Genomic DNA, 17,883 nt, shown 5'->3' on the forward strand with positions numbered 1-17,883 from the left:
GCATGATGACAGATGTCCTTCTTGTCGACGACGATCGCGATCTATCCGCTGCTATCGCGCAGTCACTGGAAATTGCCGGTCTTTCCGTTCAGCGTGCTGGGAGTGCCAATCAGGCCCGCACTTTGCTCGATGAGAATTTCTCGGGCGTGGTCGTCTCCGACGTGCGTATGCCTGGTATGGATGGGCTGGAATTTCTCGATCTCCTACATGCGATGGATGCGGATTTGCCTGTTGTGCTGATGACTGGCCATGGCGATATTCCCATGGCCGTGCGCGCCATGCAGACGGGTGCCTATGATTTCATTACCAAGCCCTTCGCTACGGAACAGCTTGTGACCAGCATCCGCCGTGCACTTGAAAAGCGCCGTCTTGTCATAGAAAACCGCGATCTGCGGGCTCGATCCCTTCAGGCTGGCGACAGCGCGCCGCTGATCGGCCAGACGCCGGCTATCGAACGTCTGCGCCAGACGCTGCGCCATATCGCCGATACCGACGTCGACGTGCTCGTGGCTGGTGAAACGGGAAGCGGCAAGGAGGTTGTTGCGACGCTGTTGCACCAATGGAGCGAACGGCGCTCCAAAGGCAATTTCGTTGCGCTCAATTGCGGTGCACTTCCCGACACGGTCCTGGAAAGTGAGCTCTTCGGCCATGAGGCTGGTGCCTTCACCGGCGCGCAGAAAAGACGTGTCGGCAGGATCGAGCACGCGAGTGGTGGCACGCTCTTCCTCGACGAGATCGAGAGCATGCCCGTTGAAACGCAGGTGAAGTTGCTGCGCGTTATCGAAGCGCGTGAGATTGCTCCGCTTGGTACGAATGAAATCAGACCGGTCGATTTACGTGTCGTGGCTGCGGCCAAAGTCGATCTGAGCGACCCGTCTACCCGGGGTGAATTTCGTGAGGACCTTTACTATCGCCTCAATGTCGTGACGATCTGCATTCCCCCGCTGCGAGAACGCAAAGCCGACATACCGCTGCTCTACACCCACTTTCTCCAACGCGCCTGTCAGCGGTTTAAGGCGGATATGCCGGAGACGAGTCGCGATATTCATGATTTCCTGATGAGCCATGATTGGCCCGGTAATGTTCGCGAGCTGTCGCATTTTGCCGAGCGGCGAGCGCTTGGCCTCGACCTCGCGACCTCGGTCGGTTCAAGTTCAGACGAGCGGCCAACGCCGCATGGCAGCCTGCCTGAGCAGGTGGAGGCATTTGAAAAGCAGGTGATCGAAAATGTCCTGCGCGGCACGCACGGGGATGTGAAGGAAACGCTCGCAGCGCTAGGAATTCCCCGTAAGACCTTCTATGACAAGCTGCAGCGCCACGGCATAAATCGTAGCGATTTCGCCGCGACTTAGGAACTTACGCGGAAATGCTTCGACAGTTTCAGGCCCTGCGCCTGATAATTGGATTTCAGATCGGTTCCATAGAGTGCGTCTGGGCGTGACAGCATATGCTCATAAACGAGCCGTCCGACGATCTGGCCGTGATCGAGAATGAACGGCACCTCGTGGCTGCGCACTTCCAGAACTGCACGGCTGCCCGTTCCGCCTGCTGCGGAATGCCCAAAGCCTGGATCGAAGAAGCCCGCGTAATGGACACGGAATTCGCCTACCAGAGGATCGAAAGGCGTCATCTCAGCAGCGTGATGCGGCGGCACATGCACCGCCTCCCGGGATACGAGAATATAGAACTCATCCGGGTCGAGCACGAGTTCGGGACGACCGTGATTATAAAGCGGCTCCCAGAAATCGTGCACATCCTGCGCAGCCTTCGCGTCAACGTCGACAAGGCCAGTATGATGTTTGGCGCGGTAGCCGATCAGCCCTTCATCAGTGCCGGTCAGGTCAATGGAAAGCGCGATGCCGCCACCGGAAACATTTGGCGCTTCGGCGGCAACCAGGGTCTCCGCTTCGTGTAAGGTCGAGACTTCCGTCTCTGTCAGCAATGCGTGTCCTTTGCGAAAACGGATCTGCGACAGGCGCGATCCCTTGCGTACGACGATCGGAAAGGTGCGCGGCGACACCTCCATATAAAGCGGGCCCTTGTAACCCGCCGGGATCTGGTCAAACTCCTGTCCGTAATCGGTCATGACGCGCGTGAAGATATCAAGACGACCGGTCGAACTCTTCGGATTGGCCGAGGCTGAAATCTCCTGCGGCAGCGCAAGGCGCTCAAGCAGAGGAATGATATAGACGCACCCGGTTTCAAGGACGGCGCCGTCCTCCAGGTTGATCTCGTGCAGCGTCAGGCGTTCTAATTTTTCGTCCACGCGGGAGATCGGCCCTGGTAGAAAACTGGCGCGCACACGCAGCGCTTTTGATCCGAGGCGCAGGTCGAGGCTGGCCGGTTGGATTTGGTCATCGGCGAGCACGTTCGGCGCGCTCAGAGCGCCGGTCTGAAAGAGGGCGGCGATATCCCGGTCGGGCAGAATTCCTGTCGTGCGCAAAGCTCAAGCCTTTTAAAAATCGGTGCATTGGCGCGAATTTCAGTTCGCTGGCCCAAGGCTGTGGCGCAAAACTTTAGACATTGGGCCAATTGACGCAAGAAGCCCGGAGGTCTAAACCCCATTTATCCCGTGGTGATTTGCCGGTCGGCTTGCAGCCACGTTAAATAAGTCGCTAAAGGGGCCGCACGTATGAGCGACCGGTTGCGACTTTTGCGACCGGTTTTTTTGTGCGTGAAAGATGGCAAATGACAACAGATACCGAAAAGCCCTTCAGCATCGAAACCCAACTTATTCATTCCGGTGTGATCCGTTCACAGTTTGCGGAAACCTCGGAATCGATCTTTCTGACACAGGGTTTCGTCTATCCGACAGCGGAAGCAGCACTCGCGCGCTTTAACGGCGAAGATCCGGGTTTCATCTATTCGCGCTATGCCAATCCGACCACCCAGATGTTCGAAGATCGCATGTGCGCGATCGAAGGCGCGGAAGATGCGCGGGCCATGGCATCCGGCATGGCGGCGGTCACCTCGGCGCTCCTGTGCTCGCTCAAGGCTGGAGATCACATCGTTTCGGCGCGGGCCTTGTTTGGCTCCTGTCGCTGGGTGATCGAGAATCTGATGCCCCGCTACGGCATAGAGTTTACCTTCGTAGATGGACGCGACCTCGACGCATGGAAGAAGGCGGTTCGTCCAAACACGAAGCTTTTCTTCATGGAAAGCCCGACGAATCCTTCCTTGGAAGTCATCGATATTCGTGCCGTTGCCGACATCGCAAACGGGATCGGCGCACGCGTTGTAGTTGATAATGTGTTCGCAACGCCGCTCTACCAGAAGCCGCTGCAGCTGGGCGCGCACGTCGTCGTCTATTCCGCTACCAAGCATATTGACGGGCAGGGGCGTTGCCTCGGCGGTATCGTGCTTTCGGACAAGAAGTGGATCGATGAGAACCTCCACGATTACTTCCGCCACACCGGCCCATCCATGTCGCCATTCAACGCCTGGACGCTTTTGAAGGGTTTGGAAACGCTGGCCGTTCGAGTCGAGTACCAGACGAAGTCGGCAGCGCGCGTCGCCGATTATCTTGCGGAAAGCGACGTCGTTTCACGTCTGCTCTACGCTGGACGCGCCGATCATCCGCAAGCCGATATCATCCGGAAGCAGATGACGGGCGGCTCGACCTTGATTTGCTTTGACGTAAAAGGTGGCCAGAAGGCCGCATTCGCCTTCGAAAACGCGCTCAAGATCATCCGCATTTCCAACAATCTTGGCGATGCCAAATCTCTGATTACTCATCCGGCTACAACAACCCATAAGAGCCTGGATGATCAAGGCCGGGCGGAGGCGGGTATCGGTGATGGCTCGTTGCGATTGTCGATTGGTCTTGAAAATCCGGACGACCTAATTGCGGACATCGAACGCGGCCTGAAGGCGGCGGCCGCAGCCTGAATTTTCGCCGAGATCGACTAGAAAGCCCGGTATTTAAAGGAGTGCCGGGCTTTTTACATGCTCCTCCGAGCCTCAATTAAAGCACATATTTTTTTGTCGCGCTATTACGCGATCGCGTACCTTACAAACCACTCATTTCCTGCCATGTTCGATCCGGAATTCGGCGACGGGGGCACCGTCTCTTCAGGGAACGTTCGGGTGGTGGCCCGGACTATAGCCATTTTATTGTCGAAACACTGGATTGGGGCGCTTCAAGCGACCGCCGGAGGCGTGTGTGCTTGAGACGGCATTGGGGGAATAGGGCATGTCGACCATGCAACGGACAGTGCTGCCTGCGATTACGCCGGCGGTGGAGGAGAAAATACGCGCGATCGTACCGGTCTATCCGGAACTGGGTGAGTGGCAGGCACTTCTGCGGACGCTGCGACTTTCGGAAGATAGTCAGGCCATCCTTGCCGCTCAGGCGAGACTGCGCAAGGTCAGCCTCTTGCAGGTCATGCGTGATCATCCGGCAATTGGCGAGACCGTGCTCTACAAAGCGATCGCACGGGCCGCCGGCATCGTGTATCGCCCCTATCCGCTTCCGTCCGACCTGCTCTTTTCGGATGATCAGGCGTCCCGTCTGCTAAGGCGTCATTCATGTGCACTTTTCGCGCCGCTGCGCCGCGGCACTTTGAGTATCCATTTCGCCATGCCTTTCGATGTTCTTGAGTATCCCGGCAATTTCGCGCGGCTTTGTGCAATGTCTGCGGAAGTAAAGGAAAGCTTCTGTCTCATCCCGCCATTGCACCTGCGTCAGGCCCTGTTCATTCGTTCGCGCGACCTGATCGCCCATCGGGCAACCTATGATATCGCGCTCAACACACCGGAGCACAGTGCACGGCAAGTAGTTGCCGGCGGGCAGACATTCATCCTCTGCACGATCGTGCTCATCTTGATAAGCCTGTCTCTGTCGAGCGCACCAGGATTTTGGCCGGGTCTTCATTTCCTGGCAAGTTCGGCTTTTCTGGTTTGCGTTCTCTTACGCGTTTTTGCAGCAACCGAAGCCCGCGCTGTCCCGGCGCCGACCATGCCCGAGCTCGGAATTTCCGATGATCCTCCAATCTATACCGTCCTGATCGCCCTCTACCGCGAAGCCGACGTAGTTCCGCAATTGCTTGTTGCACTCGGCAAACTTGTGTGGCCACGCGAACGACTGGAGATCAAGCTCGTTTGCGAGGAAGGAGATCATGAGACGATAGCAGCCATCGAAGCGCAACCCTTGCGGTCGTTCGTGGAACTGATCAAGGTCCCGCGTTTCGGACCTCAAACGAAGCCCAAGGCGCTTGCCTACGCGCTACAGGCATCGAGCGGGAGCCTGGTCGTTCTTTACGACGCGGAGGATCGGCCGCATTCGTTGCAATTGATGGAGGCATGGGAACGCTTTCGCGACGAAGGACCCGAACTTGCCTGCTTGCAAGCCCCCCTCGATATCGATAATCGCCACGAAGGCACTTTGGCCCGCATGTTCTGGTTCGAGTACTGCGGGCTGTTCAAGGGTCTGCTGCCATGGCTGGCGAAGCGAGGGCTGATCATGCCGCTTGGTGGCACGTCAAACCATTTCCGGCGCGAGGCCCTGGAAAAGGTGGGCGGATGGGATCCGTTCAATGTCACTGAAGATGCGGACCTCGGGGTTCGTCTGGCGCGGCATGGTTACCGCTGCGGCGTGCTTTCACTTCCGACGCTCGAGGATGCCCCTATTTCATTCAAGGATTGGTTGCCGCAACGCACGCGCTGGATGAAGGGCTGGATGCAGACATGGCTCGTTCACATGCGCCATCCGCTGCGACTGGTCCGCCAGATCGGCCTCAAGTCTTTTATCCTGGTCCAGGTGCTCTTTGCCGGGATGCTCCTTTCAGCGATGGTTCACCCACTGCTCGTTTTCTCGGTAATTTCGACAGTCGGAATGGCAATTCTAAGCGAGGACGTAACGCAATATTCGGTATTGATCGGCGTCGATATCGCGGTTCTGTCCTTGGGCTACGTCTCGTTCCTGTTGCTCGGCCACCGGACGCTGGCGCCGAAGCAGAAACGCGGTTTCTGGAAGGTGGCGATGATGACGCCCGTCTACTGGTGCCTGCTGGCGCTTGCCGGGTGGCGCGCATTTTTCCAATTGATGCGCCGCCCCCACCACTGGGAAAAGACGACGCACAAGCCCAGTAACAAACTTCTGGCGCCGTCCGGCAATTCCTTGGACGCCGCGGAGTGACGAAGAGTAATCAGTGCGCCTCGTCCCAGCTGTTGGCAGCACGCGCATCGACATGGAGAGGCACGCGCATGGAAAGGGCGGGCATTGCTGCACTTTCCATGGTCTGGCGAATGACAGGAATTGCCTTCTCTGCTTCCGCGTCGTCCACTTCGAAGATTAACTCATCATGCACTTGCAGCAGCATGTCGGCTTTTACCTTCGCCGCTTGGAGGGCTGCATCCATCTGCACCATCGCTCTACGGATAATGTCGGCGGCAGAACCCTGAATGGGAGCGTTGATGGCCGCGCGTTCATTGAAGGCGCGGATCTGCGGGTTGGAAGCCTTGATGTCGGGATAATGCGCGCGTCGCCCAAAGATCGTTTCGACATAACCGTTCTCGCGGCAGAAATTCTTTGTGCTTTCCATGTAGTCGCGAATGCCCGGGAAACGCTCGAAATAGCGCTTGATATAGTCCGAAGCTTCTTCCCTCGGGATTGATAGCTGGTTAGCTAAACCAAAGGCAGAGATGCCATAGATAATGCCGAAATTGATCGCCTTGGCGCGGCGGCGAATCTCAGTCGGCATGCCCTCGACCGGTACCGAGAACATTTCCGATGCGGTCATGGCATGGATGTCGACACCGTCGGAGAAGGCTTGACGCAGCTGAGGAATGTCGGCGACATGCGCCAGCACACGCAACTCGATTTGACTATAGTCGGCAGAAATCAACTTCCTGCCCGCCGGCGCAATGAAAGCCGTCCGGATTTTTCGACCTTCCGCCGTGCGAATCGGAATGTTCTGCAGATTCGGCTCCGATGAGGAAAGCCGGCCCGTGGAGGTCGCGGCCATAGCATAAGAGGTATGAACCCGCCTTGTGCGCGGATGGATATAGCCTGGCAGTGCGTCCGTATAGGTTGATTTCAGCTTGGTGAGCTGCCGCCAATCGACGATCTTGCGCGGCAATTCATGCCCTTCCGCCGCAAGTTCTTCCAAAACCTGGGCTGAAGTGGACCATTGGCCGGTTTTCGTTTTGGATCCGCCGGGTACACCCATCTTGCCGAACAGAATATCGCCAAGTTGCTTGGGCGACCCGATATTGAACCGTTCGCCGGCAACCTCGTAGATTTCGTCTTCGAACGCGGCTGCACGTTGCGCTAACTCGCCCGAGAGGCGGCTCAGGGTCTGCCGGTCAATCTCGATGCCGCGTTGTTCCATGGCGCCAAGCGCGGCAATCAGCGGTCGCTCCAGGCGCTCATAAACACTCGTCATGCCTTCCGCGGCAAGCCGCGGCTTCAACACGCGCCAGATCGCAAGCGTCGCGTGTACTAGGTCACTGGCATAATTTGCCGCAGCTACCATGCTTGTCTGCTCGACAGGAACAGCACTGCGTCCAGTTCCCGTTAGCTCTTTCAACACTGATAGCGTTTTGTCGAGCCAACGTGCCGCCAGAGCCTCCAGGCTATGCGCGCCAGTACCTGAGTCGAGCACGTAGGACAAAAGCTGGATGTCGTCCGGGGGCGAGAGCGTAACGCCGCGCTGGGCCAGCATGACGTAATCGAATTTCGCATCGTGGCCGATCTTGAGAACAGACGCGTCTTCGAGCAGGGGTTTCAGCAGTGAAAGGGCGTCCCCTTCGGAAATCTGTTCTTCGGCCAGACCGCCGCCCAGCAGATCGCTATCTCCGGAATGATGCCCGACTGGAATGTAGGCACAAATGCCGTTCTCCAGCGCCAGCGTGAGGCCGACAATCTCAGCCTTCATAGGATCTGCCGAGCTTGCCAGAATGTCGAAGGCAAGTGTGCCGCTTTCGGTTGCCGCCGCGATCCAGTCTGCAAGCACCTGACTGCCGCGGATGATTGTATGATCGACCGGCTCCTTCGCCAGCTTCTTTACGGCGTCGGCGCGTTTTGCGACCAGATCGGCAGGCGTCAGCGGACCGCGCTGGGCTGTATCCTGGGTCGTGGCTCCAGCACCTACATCCGGACCATGTGCATCCTCGCCCCATTCCACAGCGATGCTCTTGGCTTCGATGGCCGAGGCATCCGCCTCCGTCGCTTCCGCAACGCGCTTCGTCAGCGTGGTGAATTCCATGGCCTTAAGGAAGGCGATCAGTTTCGGTCCATCAAGCGGGTTGAGCACAAGCTCGTCCAGCTGTTCTACGATCGGTGCATCGTTCCTCAGCTTCACCAGCTCGCGCGACAGGCGGGCATTGTCGGCATGTTGGATGATGTTTTCTCGCCGCTTGTTCTGCTTGATTTCGGAAGCTCGCATAAGCAGCGTATCCAGGTCACCAAACTCTTCCAGCAATTGTGCCGCCGTCTTCGGCCCTATGCCCGGCACGCCTGGAACATTATCGATGGAATCGCCCGTGAGCGCCTGCAGGTCGATCATTTTTTCGGGCGGGACGCCCCATTTTTCGATGACTTCCGGGACGCCGATCTGCTTGTCCTTCATCGGATCGTACATCTGCGTTGTTGCGCCCACGAGCTGCATCAGATCCTTGTCGGAGGAGATGATCGTGGTATCGGCGCCAGCTTCGCAGGCGAGACGAGCATAAGTTGCGATCAGATCGTCGGCCTCAAATCCTTCCATCTCGATGCAAGGCAGATCGAAAGCGCGTGTTGCTTCGCGGATCAGGCCAAATTGCGGAACGAGGTCTTCCGGGGGGGCGGTACGATTGGCCTTGTACTCGCCGTAAAGCGCATTGCGGAACGTCTTGGAGGAGTAGTCGAAAATGACGGCAAAATGGGTCGGCGTAACTCCGACATCGGTGTCGCGCGCATTCTTCAGGAGCTTCCACAGCATGTTGCAGAAGCCTGCGACCGCGCCAACCGGCAAGCCGTCCGACTTGCGTGACAGCGGGGGCAATGCGTGATAGGCGCGGAAGATGTAGCCCGAGCCGTCGACAAGGAAGAGATGATCGCCTTTTTTCATAGCCCAACGGGTAGCGTCAGCTGCGGCGCATGTCCATCCTCTTTCGCTATCCGGATGCATCCCGCGCGACAAGGCGATTTGGTCGAAAAACTTACAAAAACGTAATGTTCATGCCCTTGAATCGCCACTTTCGGAGTATCAATTAAGCAGTGTCGGCAATTTAATGCCGCGTCCGGATCACAGGCATGTCCCCCGCCTCGTTCGGACTTTATGCGGCAGCCTATCCCCCTCTCCGGGCTGCCGTTTGTTTCAAGAACCGTCGTGGCATCCCCCTCCGCCACGGCGGTTTTTGTTTTTCTGCGCTTCTGCCTCGTGTCGCGGTGTCTTCGGGCTTCCTTTGCGCTACCTTGCGCACAACGAATCGAAAGGAAGCAATATGCCTGCGCTTGATCCTGTTCTTTCCCGTATCGATGCCGGTCTCGACGCCAGCGTCGAGCGCCTTTTCTCGCTTTTGCGCATCAAGTCGATCTCCACTGACAAAGCCTATTCGGCAGAATGCCGCAAGGCTGCGCAGTTTCTCGTGGAGGATCTGAAATCAATCGGCTTCGAGGCGAGCATACGCGATACGCCCGGCCATCCCATGGTTGTGGCGCATCATTCCGGCGAAACCGATGCTGCGCCGCACGTGCTTTTCTATGGCCATTATGACGTTCAGCCAGTTGACCCGCTGGAGCTTTGGGATGCTGATCCCTTCGATCCGGCAATCAAGGAACTGAACGGGCGAAAAGTTTTGACGGGTCGCGGAACGTCGGATGACAAGGGGCAGCTCATGACCTTCGTCGAGGCCTGTCGCGCCTTCAAGGCGGAGCGGGGCTCGCTGCCTTGCAAAGTCACTATCCTGTTTGAAGGTGAAGAGGAAAGCGGGTCTCCGTCGCTCAAGCCTTTCCTCGAAGCCAATAAAGACGAGTTGAAGGCGGATTTTGCGCTGGTTTGCGATACCGGCATGTGGGACCACGAGACGCCGGCGATTTCCACCGGTCTGCGGGGTCTGGTCGGTGAGGAGATTACTGTTCATGCAGCCGATCGTGATCTCCATTCTGGACATTTTGGCGGGGCGGCTGCCAATCCTATCCATATACTGTCGAAGGTCCTGGCAGGCCTGCATGACGAAACCGGTCGCGTCACGCTTGATGGTTTTTATGATGGCGTCGAGGAGATTCCCTCCAACATTCGTCAGTCATGGAACGAGCTTGGCATGACTGCCGAGAAATTCCTCGGGCCAATCGGTCTGAGCGAACCCGCGGGTGAAAAGAACCGCTCGCTGCTTGAGCTTATCTGGGCACGTCCGACCGCGGAAGTGAACGGCATTACTGGCGGCTATTCGGGGCAAGGCTTCAAGACGGTAATTGCAGCGCAAGCTTCCGCCAAGATTTCCTTCCGTCTGGTTCAGAAGCAAGACCCGGAGAAGATTCGCGCCGCTTTTCGTGATTATGTTAGGTCGAAGATGCCAGCGGACTGCCGCGTCGAGTTTCATGAGCATGGCGGCTCCCCCGGTATCCAGCTTTCTTACGATTCCCCGTTCCTGGGTGTCGCCAAGCAGGCGCTTTCGGACGAATGGCCAAAGCCAGCCGTCATGATCGCGATGGGAGGATCGATCCCTATTGTTGGCGATTTCCAGAAGCTTCTGGGCATGGAATCACTGCTCGTGGGCTTTGGGTTGGAAGATGATCGTATTCACTCGCCAAACGAGAAATACGAGCTGGCATCCTTCCACAAGGGAGCCCGTTCCTGGGCCCGTATTCTGCAAGGAATCGCCGACGCCCAGTGATTTTGCTTGTTATTGCTACGTTTTTCGGGAAAACCAAATACAGTTTTCCCGAAATTTCAAATTCGAGCTGCACATGACCATCCGCTTCCACAAGAATGATCTACCCGATCTGAGCAATTACAGTGTCGAGGCGGTTGCCATCGATACTGAAACGCTTGGCCTTAATCCGCATCGGGACCGGCTTTGTGTCGTGCAGCTTTCGCCCGGCGATGGCACGGCGGATGTCATTCAGATCGACAAGGGCCAGAAGACCGCGCCGAACCTGATGAAGCTTCTCGGCGACGAAAAAATCGCCAAGCTATTTCATTTTGCGCGGTTTGACGTGGCTGTGCTTTATCATACGTTTGGCATCATGCCGCAGCCCGTCTTCTGCACGAAGATTGCTTCCAAGCTCACCCGCACCTATACGGACCGCCACGGCCTGAAGGACGTTGTCAACGAATTTGCCGGCGTCAGCCTCTCCAAGGCGCAGCAATCTTCAGACTGGGCGGCAGAAACATTGACGCAGGAGCAGCTCGATTATGCTGCCTCCGACGTGCTTTATCTGCATAAGGTATGGGAAGGGCTGAAATTCCGTCTGGATAGGGACGGACGCACCGAAGAGGCCGCCGCCTGTTTCGCCTTCCTGCCCTATCGCGCCCGCCTCGATCTTATGGGTTGGGATGAGCAGGACATTTTTGCCCACAGCTAAGCCGACACATGACGTGAAGGCCGGCGGGTGTGGAGCTTACGGGCTTTTCTACCCTGCCGCATGAACAGGAAATCTTAAAGGATTTTGGACCGCAAGATGAGAGCCTAAATCATCGCGTCATGATTGGTATTCGTCCGCGATATTGATGGGTTCAGGCAATTCGTTCGAAGCAGATTTTGGTGTGGCCGTTGGAAATGAAACCAAGCTTGCCTGCCGCCCCTTTGGAAAGATCCAAAACGCGTCCCTTGATAAACGGGCCACGGTCGTTAATGCGAACGACGACGCTCCTGCCATTGTTCTGATTGGTAACGCGGATTTTCGATCCGAAAGGGAGTTTCTTGTGAGCCGCAGTCATAGCTGAGGGGTTCATGCGTTCGCCAGAGGCGGTCTTGGAGGTGAGGGCATACCAGGAGGCTTTACCACATTGGGCGAAGGCAGATGCCGGAGTAAGGGTAAGCAGGGCAGGCACCGCTGCTGCTAGCAAATAGTTTCGAAGTGTCATGCAGAATACTTTCTGGCTCGTGATCCTGCATGGCGAGTTAAAGCCCAACTTGGGCGTCGACGAGATTCGTTCCCTCACGATAATTGTTTTTTGGTAATATTTCTCGACCCGTCGCAGCGAGAGATATATTGACGAATGCTTCATCTTCATCTTTGAAGATCGTCGCAAACTGTGTCGATATATCTCTAACAACCTGAAATTTGGGACTGAATCTCGACTGTGATAGAAGGCCTTACGTCGCCGTGGGGGAGCGCTTCCGACAGGTTATGGATCTTTATTCCCGATATTATCCACAAGTCGTACACAGGGCGTTTTTTAGGAAAATCCATAGGAATTCGTTAGTTGCAGAACAAAATGTGGCACGAAAACGCTGCAATCGCGCCACATTCTCCGAGCTTACACGTGGATCGCCAGCCCCAGAGCCTTGAGGGCTGCTTCCTGCAAGCCTTCACCTTGTGTTGGATGAGCGTGAATAGTGCCGGCAATATCTTCCAGCCTGGTTCCCATTTCGATCGCCAGCCCGAACGCCGCGGAAAGTTCGGCAACCCCCTTACCAACCGCTTGTATACCAAGAACGAGATGATTGTCCTCGCGGGCCACAATACGTACGAAACCATCTTCGCCATCAAGCGTCATGGCGCGTGCATTGGCCATGTAGGGAAATTGCCCGAGTTTGACGGCAATGCCAGCCTTGCGCGCGTCTTCGGGCGAGAGGCCGGCCGTGACGATTTCCGGATCAGTAAAGCAGACGGCGGGGATGACGCGCTTGTCCCAGCTGCGGCGATGTCCGGCCAGAATTTCCGCAACCATCTCGCCTTGCGCCATTGCCCGGTGCGCCAGCATAGGTTCTCCGGTAACATCACCAATAGCGTGGATCCCGCGCATGGATGTGCGGCACCGTTCGTCGATGCGCAGGAAGCGCCCATCCGTATCAAGCTCCAGCTCTTCGCGGCCCCAGCCATCGAGTTGCGCTTTTCTGCCCACCGTGACCAAGACTTTTTCCGCCTCGATCTTGTCCTTCCTGCCTGAGACAGTGTCAAAGGAGAGCTTTCGGGCCGTTGCATCGTAGCCAGTTGTTTTACAGCCAAGCTGAAGCCTGACACCGAGCGCGTCCAGTCTGCGCATGACGGGCTTGGTCAGCTCTGCATCGTAAAGCGGCAGGATGCGATCCGTTGCCTCGATGATGGACACTGATACCCCCATCTTGGCAAAGGCAATCCCAAGTTCAAGGCCGATATAACCTGCACCGACGACTGCCATCGTTTGCGGCAACTGTTTCATCGACAGGGCCTGCGTGGAGGAGAGCACATGTTCACCAAAGGGAAGGCCTGGAAGCTCGACCGGAATAGATCCGGTTGCGATTACGACGTTCTCCGCGTGAATGATCTGTGTTCCGATTTCCGTCTCTACCGAAACCGTGCGTCCGTCACGGAAGGTCGCTTGTCCGGCAACGATCTTGACCTTGGCCTTTTTCAGAAGCCCGGCAACGCCATTATTGAGGCGTCCGACGATGTGATCCTTCCACGCCACCGTCTTGGCGATATCGAGCGTGGGGTTCTCGATGCTAATGCCGAGATGGCTCCCGCCAGACGCCTGCGCGAGTGCTTCGGCATAGTGGTCGGCGGCGTGGATAAGCGCCTTTGATGGAATGCATCCGACATTGAGGCAGGTGCCGCCGGGTTTCTGGAAATCGACGATGACAGTGTCTAGGCCGAGCTGGCCGGCGCGAATGGCGCAGACGTAACCGCCGGGGCCAGCGCCGATCACCAGTACCTTGCAGGAAATTTCCTTCATCTCAGTCCTCCACGAAGATCATGGCGGGCGTTTCCAGCAACGTCTTGATCCGCTGGATGAATACCGCCGCGTCCCAACCGTCGACCACCCGATGATCGAAGCTGGATGAAAGGTTCATCATCTTGCGTGGAAGAAACTGCGTCCCCTCCCATACAGGTCGTACCGCCATTTTGTTGACACCGATGATCGCCACTTCCGGGTGATTGATGACAGGCGTTGTGGCAATCCCCCCGAGGGCACCGAGCGAGGTAATCGTAATCGTCGAGCCGGAAAGTTCCTCGCGGCTGGCCGTGCCGTTGCGGGCCGCATCGGCCACGCGAGAAAGCTCCTCGGCATTGTCCCAGACGCTCCTTGCCTCTGCATGGCGGACGACCGGCACGATCAGGCCGTTCTGGGTTTGCGTGGCTATACCTATATGCACGCCCCCATGCTGATGCACGACGCCGGCCTCATCATCGAAGATCGCATTCATTCCCGGCTGGTCCGCGATCGCCTTGACCATGGCGCGCATCAGGAAGGGCAGAATGGTAAGCTTTGGCTGGTCGACCCGCTTGGCCTTGTTGAGGGCTGCGCGCAGCTCCTCAAGCGCCGTCAGATCAACTTCCTCCACATAGGTAATATGGGGAATGCGCGTCTTGGCGATGGACATTTTCTCCGCGATCTTGCGGCGAAGCCCGACGATTTTGATTTCTCGAATAGCGGTATTTGCAACGAGCGCAGGCGCTGTCGTGCCCGCTGGTCCGCGCGCAAGGAAACCATCGAGATCATCATGGGTGATGCGTCCGGCCGGGCCGGTGCCGGAAACCTGACGCAGATCGACGCCTTCATCCTGCGCACGTTTGCGTACAGCCGGGGAGGCGAGCGCCTTTTCACCCGCCTTTCGAGGCGCGCCGAAACTTGCCGGCTTCTGCGTCGGTTTAGGCTTGGGCGCAGCGGGTGTCGAGGCAGGCTCCCTTGGGGCCTTGGCAGCATCAACCTTCTCATCCACCAGTTCCTTGACCTGATGGCCTTCTTCGGCCTCGGTCGCGGCTTGTGCTTCTTGGCCCGGCTGCGTCTCCGGCACCGCGCTGTCGCCCTCGACCTTGAGCCGGATCAGCGGGGAACCCACCGCCACGATATCGCCGATTTCGGCACCCAGCCACGCGACTTCTCCATCGACCGGTGAAGGGATCTCGACGGTTGCCTTGTCGGTCATGACCGCCGCAAGCACCTGATCCTCGCGCACCAGGTCACCGACCTTCACCTGCCATTCGACGAGTTCAGCTTCTGCGACGCCTTCGCCGACATCGGGCAGCTTGATGACATGTTCGCTCATGGCTGCTCCTCCAGCGCTTCGATCATGGCCTGGCCGACACGGGCGGGACCGGGGAAATAATCCCATTCCTGCGCATGAGGGTAGGGCGTGTCCCACCCGGTGACACGAGCAATGGGCGCTTCCAGATGATAGAAGCACTGTTCCTGCACGAGCGCGGCCAGTTCTGCGCCGAAGCCGGACGTCAGCGTTGCCTCGTGGACAATAATGCAACGGCCGGTCTTCTTCACGGATGTCGTGATGGTTTCGAGGTCGAGGGGCACGAGGCTGCGCAGGTCGATCACCTCCGCGTCGATGCCAGTATCTTCCGCCGCCGCTTGCGCGACATAGACCATGGTGCCATAGGCCAGCACGGTGAGCGCCGAGCCCTCTCGCCGCACGACAGCCTTGCCGAGCGGCACTGTGAAATGGCCTTCCGGCACGTCGCCAAGTTCATGTTTCGACCAGGGCGTGATCGGGCGGTCATGATGCCCGTCGAAGGGACCGTTATAAAGTCGCTTCGGCTCGAAGAAGATAACCGGATCGGGGTCTTCAATAGAGGATATCAGCAGGCCTTTGGCATCGTAGGGATTTGACGGAATAACCACCTTGAGACCCGACACATGCGTAAAGAGGGCCTCTGGGCTCTGGCTATGCGTCTGCCCCCCGAAAATGCCGCCCCCTGAAGGCATACGGATGACTATAGGGGCGGTGAACTGACCGTTTGAGCGATATCGGATGCGGGCTGCCTCCGAGACGATCTGGTCGAAAGCCGGGTAAACATAGTCCGCGAACTGCACCTCAATACATGGCTTCAGCCCGTAGGCTGCCATGCCGATTGCGGCTCCGACTATGCCGGATTCGGAAATAGGCGCGTCGAAGCAGCGATGAGTGCCATATTTCTGCTGCAGCCCCTGCGTGGCGCGAAATACGCCGCCAAAATAGCCAACATCCTCGCCGAACACGACAACATCGCCATCGCGCTCCATCGAGACGTCCATTGCGCTGCGCACTGCTTCGATCATAGACATTCTCGGCATGATCAAATTCCCGCTTTTTGACGCTGGCGACGAAGATGCGGTGGCATTTCTGCATAGACGCCCTCGAACATGTCGCGCGCCGAAGGTTTGCCGCCCGAGTGCAGCGTGCCATGTTTCTCTGCTTGCTTCTGCGCGGATATGACCGCATCGAGGACTTCGGCTTCCGACTGTTTATGGCGCTCTTCCGACCAGACCCCCCGCGCGATCAGGTGATTTTTCAAGCGGATGACCGGATCGCCAAGCGGCCAGGCCTCCGATTCCGTCTTGGGCCGATAGGCGGATGGATCATCCGACGTCGAGTGCGCGCCGACGCGATAGGTGACATATTCGATAAGGGTCGGCCCAAGGTTCCTGCGCGCGCGTTCCGCGGCCCATTTGGCAACGGCGTGCACCGCCAGATAATCGTTGCCATCGACACGTAGTGCGGGAATGCCGAAGCCCAGGCCGCGCGCGGCAAAGGTGCCTGCTCCGCCTCGGGCAATTCCCTGGAAGGTCGAAATGGCCCACTGATTATTGACGATGTTGAGAATGACAGGCGCGCGATAGGTCGAGGCAAAGACGAGCGCCGCGTGGAAATCCGATTCCGCCGTCGAACCGTCGCCGATCCATCCGGCTGCAATCTTGTCATCACCCTTAATCGCCGATGCCATGGCCCAGCCGACGGATTGCACGAATTGTGTACCGAGGTTGCCGGAGATCGAAAAGAAGCCGTGGTCGCGCGCCGAATACATGATCGGCATCTGCCGGCCCTTCAGCGGATCGGCTTCGTTCGAATAGATCTGGTTCATCATGTCGACCATTGGATACCCCCCTGCGATGAGGAGGCCTGCCTGGCGATAGGTCGGAAAATTCATGTCGCCGGGCAGAAGCGCTTTGCGGAAGGCGCAGCTGGCCGCCTCCTCGCCCATATGCTGCATATAGAAGCTCGTCTTGCCCTGCCGTTGCGCCATCTGCATGCGCGCATCGAAGGCGCGCAGCGTCATCATGTCTTTCAGGCCTTCGAGCAGTTCCTCGTCCGTAAGTGTTCCGGCCCACGGCCCGACCGCTTCGCCGCTGCGGTTCAGGACCCGGATAATGGAAAAAGCCAGATCGCGCAGTGTTTCAGCTCGCTCATCGACCTCCGGACGGCGAACTGAACCGGCCTTTGGAATTGGAACATTCGAGAAGTCGGGCTGGCCTCCAGGACGCACAGCCGGCTCCGGCACATGAAACTTGAGGGGCGGATATTGGTTGCCGTCTGGAAGATCGGCGTTTGCGGACTTGTCTGTCACTGCTCCTCCCAAAGCTTTGGACCGTTTTCTTGCACCGACTATGGCGTAATTTCAGCGCCTTGTAAGCCTCCGCGAGCCGCTGCGGCAAAAACGAAATCTTGAACAGCTTCCGTTGCTTTAAGTCGCAACAAAATAACGTGCACACCCCCTCTGCTGATTATTTTCCGCTCGCCCGCTATTGCTGTGATGGATCAAAGGAAGTCGCCCCCGGATGCCGGGGAGCGGAGAACAGAAATCGTATCGTCAGTCAGATTAAGCAGCCGACCCGGATGGGCTTCTCGGTGCCGTTGCGCTATGACACGACAGAAGCTGTAACAGGCGGTGGTTTTGGTATATCCGGGAATGGCACTGCTCCGGAAATCGAGTGGGGGAGTTGATGCCGGTTGGATATGTCAGTGAGAGCCGACTGCGTGTGGCGACCGAGGATGTCGATGGCCTTCTCAGGACCGGTGCCTAAGTGAACCATACCAGATGCG

The 17,883-nt window shown here is 57.6% G+C and carries 12 protein-coding genes and 1 riboswitch; of the genes, 5 read left to right on the top strand and 7 right to left on the bottom strand.

The features are described 5' to 3' along the window. Positions 1 to 2 precede the first annotated feature (2 nt). The gene (locus IE151_RS16595) at positions 3 to 1,352 is read left to right on the top strand and encodes a sigma-54-dependent transcriptional regulator (RefSeq protein ID WP_189492816.1); all 1,350 of its coding nucleotides are present in this window, start codon (positions 3 to 5) and stop codon (positions 1,350 to 1,352) included. Here IE151_RS16595 and IE151_RS16600 read toward each other — a convergent pair. Beyond that, the gene (locus IE151_RS16600; protein ID WP_189492818.1) at positions 1,349 to 2,443 is read right to left on the bottom strand and encodes a 2'-deoxycytidine 5'-triphosphate deaminase; all 1,095 of its coding nucleotides are present in this window, start codon (positions 2,441 to 2,443) and stop codon (positions 1,349 to 1,351) included. The genes IE151_RS16595 and IE151_RS16600 overlap by 4 nt on opposite strands. 119 nt (positions 2,444 to 2,562) lie before the next feature. After that, positions 2,563 to 2,640, top strand: a riboswitch (SAM riboswitch). Between the two features lie 48 nt (positions 2,641 to 2,688). Between IE151_RS16600 and IE151_RS16605 the strand changes: the two genes are divergently transcribed. Together IE151_RS16605 and IE151_RS16610 are read left to right on the top strand one after the other, a co-directional pair. Further along, positions 2,689 to 3,888, top strand: a complete 1,200-nt coding sequence (locus IE151_RS16605) for an O-succinylhomoserine sulfhydrylase (RefSeq protein ID WP_189492820.1) — start codon at positions 2,689 to 2,691, stop codon at positions 3,886 to 3,888. Between the two features lie 304 nt (positions 3,889 to 4,192). Beyond that, entirely contained in the window at positions 4,193 to 6,136 is a 1,944-nt protein-coding gene (locus IE151_RS16610) for a glycosyltransferase family 2 protein (RefSeq protein ID WP_189492822.1), read from the top strand. A gap of 10 nt (positions 6,137 to 6,146) precedes the next feature. On the opposite strand, the gene polA is transcribed toward IE151_RS16610, so the two are convergent. Then, the gene (gene polA, locus IE151_RS16615; protein WP_189492824.1) at positions 6,147 to 9,050 is read right to left on the bottom strand and encodes a DNA polymerase I; all 2,904 of its coding nucleotides are present in this window, start codon (positions 9,048 to 9,050) and stop codon (positions 6,147 to 6,149) included. A gap of 376 nt (positions 9,051 to 9,426) precedes the next feature. Here polA and IE151_RS16620 point away from each other — a divergent pair, with 376 nt between their 5' ends. After that, positions 9,427 to 10,818, top strand: coding sequence for a M20/M25/M40 family metallo-hydrolase (locus IE151_RS16620; RefSeq protein ID WP_189492826.1), 1,392 nt, complete (start codon positions 9,427 to 9,429; stop codon positions 10,816 to 10,818). A gap of 73 nt (positions 10,819 to 10,891) precedes the next feature. Next, positions 10,892 to 11,509: a ribonuclease D gene (locus IE151_RS16625; RefSeq protein WP_189492828.1), complete on the top strand. Its 618-nt coding sequence runs from the start codon at positions 10,892 to 10,894 to the stop codon at positions 11,507 to 11,509. A 151-nt stretch (positions 11,510 to 11,660) separates the two neighbouring features. On the opposite strand, the gene IE151_RS16630 is transcribed toward IE151_RS16625, so the two are convergent. From IE151_RS16630 to IE151_RS16650, 5 genes are all read right to left on the bottom strand, one after another. Next, positions 11,661 to 12,011, bottom strand: a complete 351-nt coding sequence (locus IE151_RS16630; RefSeq protein ID WP_189492959.1) for a septal ring lytic transglycosylase RlpA family protein — start codon at positions 12,009 to 12,011, stop codon at positions 11,661 to 11,663. 396 nt (positions 12,012 to 12,407) lie between these two features. Further along, entirely contained in the window at positions 12,408 to 13,805 is a 1,398-nt protein-coding gene (lpdA, locus tag IE151_RS16635; RefSeq protein ID WP_189492829.1) for a dihydrolipoyl dehydrogenase, read from the bottom strand. A 1-nt stretch (position 13,806) separates the two neighbouring features. Next, complete coding sequence (locus IE151_RS16640) at positions 13,807 to 15,120, bottom strand: dihydrolipoamide acetyltransferase family protein (protein WP_189492831.1); 1,314 nt, start codon at positions 15,118 to 15,120, stop codon at positions 13,807 to 13,809. Continuing rightward, positions 15,117 to 16,136 (bottom strand): alpha-ketoacid dehydrogenase subunit beta, encoded by a 1,020-nt coding sequence (locus IE151_RS16645; RefSeq protein ID WP_189492833.1) that lies wholly within the window; start codon positions 16,134 to 16,136, stop codon positions 15,117 to 15,119. Before IE151_RS16645 ends, IE151_RS16640 begins: the two co-directional genes overlap by 4 nt. Before the next feature lie 2 nt (positions 16,137 to 16,138). Continuing rightward, complete coding sequence (locus IE151_RS16650; protein ID WP_189492835.1) at positions 16,139 to 17,407, bottom strand: 3-methyl-2-oxobutanoate dehydrogenase (2-methylpropanoyl-transferring) subunit alpha; 1,269 nt, start codon at positions 17,405 to 17,407, stop codon at positions 16,139 to 16,141. Positions 17,408 to 17,883: the final 476 nt, after the last annotated feature.

Source organism: Limoniibacter endophyticus, assembly GCF_014652835.1.
In the GTDB taxonomy this organism is placed as follows: Bacteria; Pseudomonadota; Alphaproteobacteria; order Rhizobiales; family Rhizobiaceae; genus Limoniibacter; species Limoniibacter endophyticus.

What these genes read in the sequence shown, in the direction of transcription:
- IE151_RS16595 (WP_189492816.1), top strand. Translation starts at nt 3, where the DNA reads ATGATGACAGATGTCCTTCTTGTCGACGACGATCGCGATCTATCCGCT.
- IE151_RS16620 (WP_189492826.1), top strand. Translation starts at nt 9,427, where the DNA reads ATGCCTGCGCTTGATCCTGTTCTTTCCCGTATCGATGCCGGTCTCGAC.
- IE151_RS16605 (WP_189492820.1), top strand. Translation starts at nt 2,689, where the DNA reads ATGACAACAGATACCGAAAAGCCCTTCAGCATCGAAACCCAACTTATT.
- IE151_RS16610 (WP_189492822.1), top strand. Translation starts at nt 4,193, where the DNA reads ATGTCGACCATGCAACGGACAGTGCTGCCTGCGATTACGCCGGCGGTG.
- IE151_RS16630 (WP_189492959.1), bottom strand. Translation starts at nt 12,011, where the DNA reads ATGACACTTCGAAACTATTTGCTAGCAGCAGCGGTGCCTGCCCTGCTT.
- polA (WP_189492824.1), bottom strand. Translation starts at nt 9,050, where the DNA reads ATGAAAAAAGGCGATCATCTCTTCCTTGTCGACGGCTCGGGCTACATC.
- IE151_RS16625 (WP_189492828.1), top strand. Translation starts at nt 10,892, where the DNA reads ATGACCATCCGCTTCCACAAGAATGATCTACCCGATCTGAGCAATTAC.
- IE151_RS16645 (WP_189492833.1), bottom strand. Translation starts at nt 16,136, where the DNA reads ATGCCGAGAATGTCTATGATCGAAGCAGTGCGCAGCGCAATGGACGTC.
- IE151_RS16640 (WP_189492831.1), bottom strand. Translation starts at nt 15,120, where the DNA reads ATGAGCGAACATGTCATCAAGCTGCCCGATGTCGGCGAAGGCGTCGCA.
- lpdA (WP_189492829.1), bottom strand. Translation starts at nt 13,805, where the DNA reads ATGAAGGAAATTTCCTGCAAGGTACTGGTGATCGGCGCTGGCCCCGGC.